The organism is Phenylobacterium sp., from assembly GCF_020402505.1.
Lineage (GTDB): Bacteria > Pseudomonadota > Alphaproteobacteria > Caulobacterales > Caulobacteraceae > Phenylobacterium.
The window spans coordinates 1-4991 of record NZ_JADBZL010000154.1 but is presented as its reverse complement, the minus strand read 5'-3'; the positions used below and the strand labels follow the sequence as shown (position 1 = coordinate 4991).

At 68.2% G+C, this 4991-nt stretch carries 4 protein-coding genes; 2 read left to right on the top strand and 2 right to left on the bottom strand.

Going from position 1 to position 4991, the window contains the following annotated elements:
• Together IM632_RS11225 and IM632_RS11220 are read right to left on the bottom strand one after the other, a co-directional pair.
• On the bottom strand, positions 1-1066 hold a 1066-nt coding region (locus IM632_RS11225), incomplete at its 3' end, for an acyl-CoA dehydrogenase family protein (protein ID WP_296552336.1).
• A gap of 14 nt (positions 1067-1080) precedes the next feature.
• Positions 1081-1479: a GFA family protein gene (locus IM632_RS11220; protein ID WP_296482080.1), complete on the bottom strand. Its 399-nt coding sequence runs from the start codon at positions 1477-1479 to the stop codon at positions 1081-1083.
• A 351-nt stretch (positions 1480-1830) separates the two neighbouring features.
• Here IM632_RS11220 and IM632_RS11215 point away from each other — a divergent pair, with 351 nt between their 5' ends.
• On the top strand, positions 1831-3345 hold the full coding sequence (locus IM632_RS11215) for a hypothetical protein (RefSeq protein ID WP_296550047.1): 1515 nt from the start codon (positions 1831-1833) through the stop codon (positions 3343-3345).
• Positions 3346-3414: 69 nt separating this feature from the next.
• Positions 3415-4991: TonB-dependent receptor plug domain-containing protein (locus tag IM632_RS11210; RefSeq protein ID WP_296552334.1), on the top strand; the 1577-nt coding region annotated here is incomplete at its 3' end.

Sequence of the window (4991 nt, the reverse complement as noted above, 5' to 3'; positions counted from 1 at the left end):
CGGCGAGGTAGTCCAGCGTCGCCAGGAGGGGCGCCGGGACAGGGCCCTCCACCGAGGCCAGGTGGTCGGTGACCAGGGCCGGGATGGACTGCTCGAAGCTGGCGCCCAGGTCCTTGACCATGGAGGCCTCCACCACCGGGCTCTCCCCACGGGCGAGCTGACCGGTGACCGCCAGGGACATGTTCCGGAGGGTCGCCAGCCGCGCCAGCATACGCCCCGCCAGCTCGGCCTCGGACTCCGTCGGACCGCCCCGGCTGCGGATGAAGTCCATCCATTGGTCGATCAGGACAGTGGAGGAGTAGAGCCGTTCGGGACCGCTGCGCTCGAAGGCGAGCTCGGCGTTGACCTGGGACCAGCCCTGCCCCTCCTGGCCGATCAGGGCGTCCTCGGGCAGGTCGACATCCTCGAAGAAGACCTCCGAGAAGTGCTCGTCACCGGCCAGGTCGCGGATCGGCCGGGCCGTCACGCCGGGGGTCTTCAGGTCGATCAGCAGCTGGGACAGGCCCGCCTGCCGGTCGTCCGGCCCGCCGCTGGTCCGCACCAGGGCGACCATGTAATGGGCCTTGTGGCCGTAGGTGGTCCAGATCTTGGAGCCGTTGAGGCGCCATCCCGTCGCGGTGCGCTCGGCCCGGGTGCGGACGCTGGCGAGGTCGGAGCCCGAGTTGGGCTCGCTCATCCCGATACAGAAGAAGGCCTCGCCCCGGCAGATGCGCGGCACGATGTCCCGGCGCTGGGCCTCGGTCCCGTAACGCAGGAGAAGCGGGGCGCTCTGCCGCTCGGCGATCCAGTGGGCCGCGACGGGCGCCCCGGCCGCCAGAAGCTCCTCGATCAGGACGAACCGGGCGAAGGGGCTGCGTCCGCCGCCGCCGAACTCCACCGGCAGGGTCAGGCCCACCCATCCACGGGCGGCGAGGTCACGGGAAAAGTCGGCGTCGAAACCCATCCAGGTCCGCGCCCGGCGGGCCCCTGGAACACCGGCGAGGCGTTCGGCCAGGAAGGCGCGCACCTCGGCGCGGAGGGCTTCGTCCTCCGGTCCGATGGCGGCGGGAACGAGGGGAGCAAGCACGGCGTGTCTCCGGATCAGGCTGAGGGCGGGTTGGTCTCGAAGCCCGGGGCGACCAGCAAGGTCTTCGACCAGGGCCGGGCGCTGCGGGTCCAGACCTGCAGGACAGGCGTCACGTCCTCGTCAGTCTCCAGGACGCCGACCTTGACCGCCACCATGCCGTTACCAAGGCGCGAAGCCATCGGGCAACCACACTTCGGGCAGAAGCAGCGCTCCACCGATCCGCCGCTCTCGCCCTGGTCAGCGTAGACGGCGTAGCCGCCGGTCAGGCGGAAGGCGGCGCCGGGGACGATGGCGTTGACAGAGAAGGCCCCGCCGCTGGTCTTCTGGCAATGGGTGCAGTGGCAGGCGACCGTCACCACTGGGGCGACGTCGCAGTCGAAGGCGACCTCCCCGCAAAGACACTTTCCACGCATGGCCAGACCCCCCATTCCAGCAACCCCCGCGGGGCGCCTCAGAGGATTTTGGCAGACGCCTGGCGGCCCCGCCAGTGGGTGACCAAGGGGCAGGTTGCAGGTTTCCTTCGCCGATTGACCGGGACAGAGGTCGACAAGGGCGGACACATCGTGGACCGGGGGATGATGGGGTCGGCGTCGGCGGTAGCGGTCCCGCCAAGGGCCGGAGTGACACTTTTCCGTCATCAATCTGAAGACTGGGCGTCACAGGCGCTCCCTAGAAGGACCCCACAGGGGTGTTCGGGGGGCCGGATTGGTGCGGTCGCCACGCCCCGTTTGCGCGCGAAACGTCGACACGGTGGAGACCGACCCATGACAGCTCTCGGAAAGCTGAGACTCCTTGCCCTGAGCGTCGCTGCGAGCGGCCTGCTGGCCGCCTGCGGCGGCGGCGGATCCAGCATCGCCTCGCCCGGCGAAGGCCAGTTCGCCACAGGGGGTAACGGCGGCGGTTCCGGCGGATCCGGCGGCTCGGGATCGGCATCGGCCGACTGCCCCACCGGCTTCATCAACCTCGGCACAATCGCCAACGGAACCCTGCGATCCTGCGGCATTCCAAGGCTGGTCACCGGCGCCCTGACCCTGCCCTATCGCCCGGGCACGGCCTACCGGATTGACGGGAAGGTCGAGGTCGGGCAGGACCTTGGTCCCGACGCTCAGAACCCGCGGACCGGCGTCTCCTCCGGCGTTCTCACAATCGAGCCCGGGGTCGTCGTCTTCGGCGGGATCGCGGAGTATCTGGTCGTGAACCGCGGATCGCGGATGATTGCCGACGGCACCGCCTCGCGCCCGATCATCTTCACCAGCCTCAACGACCTCAACGGCGGCGCGGACCTCAAGGGCCAGTGGGGCGGAATCGTCATCGCCGGCCGGGCGCCGATCAACCGCTGCCCGCCGACCACCACCACTTTCCCAGCCAACCCGGTCAACTGCGAGTACCGGTTCGAAGCCATCCAGACCATCAACTGGGGCGGGAACGCCGCCAACGACAACAGCGGCGTGCTCCGCTACGTGCAGGTGAAGGAAGCCGGCTACGAGGTGGCGCCCAACGAAGAGCTGAACGGCATCACCTTCGGAGGCGTCGGTAACGGCACGGTGGTCGATTTCGTGCAGGTCCATGGCGGCGCGGACGATGCGGTGGAGTTCTTCGGCGGCACGGTGAACGTGCGACGCTTGGTGCTGACCGAATGGGACGATGACGGCTTCGATACTGACGAGGGCTACACAGGGTCGGCTCAGTACATCATCAACACCTCGGATCGCCCCTCGGAAGAGGCCCGCTGCTTCGAGATCTCCGGCGCAGGCTCCACCTCCGGCGGTCTGCCCTTGCTGCGCGCCCACCCCAAGGTCTCCAACTTCGTCTGCCGCCTCGGTCTGGCGAACTCGACTTTCGACTCCCGCCAGCACCAGGGACTGGTCCTGAACGGCGGAACCCGGGCGGACTTCCTGAACGGCGTGATCTATTCGGCCCATCCGTCCATCCCCTGCATCGACGTGGATGGCTCTTCGACGATGACCGAACCCCGGCCGACCTTCGCCTCGGTGGCGCTGTCCTGCGGCGCCGGACCCTTCCGCACCACGGACAACGACCAGCCCACCGGCCCTGAGACCCTGTTCAACGCCGGCCAGAACAACATCGCCACCGGCTACACCCCGACCTTCTCCCAGGGCTTCATCAACGGGTCGAACGAGAGCGGGCGGGTCGCCGCCAATCCTATCCCGGTCTCGTCCTTCTTCCTGGCGACGACCTACATCGGCGCGGTCTCCAGCCTGAACGACAACTGGTACGTCGGCTGGACCTGCGGCCTGGCAGGCGCGGCCTCCTGCTGATCCGAGAAGCGCAGGGCGGCGGGGAAATCCCGCCGCCTCCCTCCTTGTCCCATTGAAGGCCCGTTCCCGATGACCCGCACCCTCCGCACCCTCCTGCTCGCCGGCGCCGCCCTGACGACGGCGCATTCGGCCCTCGCCCAAACCGCTCCGCCAAGCGAGGGAACTGAAGTCGAAGAAATCATCGTCAGCGGCAGGTTCATCCCGGATGTGATCCGCGACACCGCCGAGGTGGCGAACTTTCTCAGCGTCGAGGACGTCCAGCGGGCCGGTGACGACAACGCGGCGCAGGCCCTGACCCGGATCACCGGCATTTCGCTGGTCTCGGGAAAGTTCGTCTACGTCCGGGGCCTCGGGGAGCGCTATTCGCAGGCCCTTCTCAACGGCTCGCCCCTGCCCAGCCCGGAGCCCCTGCAGCGGGTCATTCCCCTGGACTTGTTCCCGGCCTCGATCCTCGCCGGGACGGTTATCCAGAAGACCTTCTCGGCCAACTATCCCGGCGAGTTCGGAGGCGGGGTGATCGACCTGCAGACGGTCGGAACACCCGACGAGGCCTTCCTGAAGGTCGGCGTGGGCATTGGCGGCGATACCGAGACCACCGCCGAGAGCCGCCTGACCTATTACGGCTCGGAGACGGACTGGCTGGGCTTCGATGATGGGACCCGGAAGCTTCCGGTGGGTGTCCGCCAGTTCGCCGCCAGCCGCCCGGTCGTGGTGGGCAGCGCCACAGGTGGTCTGACGACAGACCAGTACAAGGCCGTCGCCCGGAGCTTCACCAATGCGCCGCTCAACGTCCTGCAGCGGGACAAGATGCCGCTGAACGGCATTTTCGACATCTCCGGCGGACAGTCCTTTGACACCGACTACGGCCGCCTGGGCGCCATCGGCGTCCTGAGCTACCGGAACGGCTGGCAGACCCGGAAGGGCGTCCGCCAGACCACGGTTCCGGACTCCGGCGGACTGGCCCTCGCCACGGACGCGACCTTCGAGGCCAACCAGAACGACATTGCCTGGAGCGGCCTTGGCGGCCTGGCCTGGGAAAGCGGCGACAATGAGGTCCGCTACACCGGCCTCTGGATCCGCTCGACGTCGAAGCGGGCGCGGATCACCTCCAATACGGCACAGTCCCAGGGCAACGCCAACGTCAACGCCTACAACAGTGAGTGGTACGAGCGGGTGCTCCAGCTCAGCCAGCTCTCGGGAAAACACCTGATCGGCGACTGGGAGCTGGCCTGGCGCGGGACCTATGGGCGCACTGCCCGCCAGGCGCCCTATGAGCGGCTGTACCGCTACGGCCTGTCCGCGACGGGCGCGAGCACCGCCCTTCTGTCCGGCGCGAACCAGCTGGTCTCCTTCTCGGACCTGGACGAGAACATCGGCTCGGCGAACGTCGATCTGGCCTATGACCTGCCCGTCGACTTCGTGCGGCAGGCGCAGCTGAAAGTCGGAGCCGCCTGGCAGCGCAATAGCCGGACTTCCGTCCGCCGGGACTTCACCTACGACCAGGGCCGAAACTGGGACCCGCTGCGCTATGCCGGTCAGCGGATCGACTATCTGGTGTCCGACCGGAACATCAACGACGACATCATCTTGCTGCGGGAACTGACTGGCTCTTCCCTGACCGGGGATGCGGCCATGTACGACGCCGG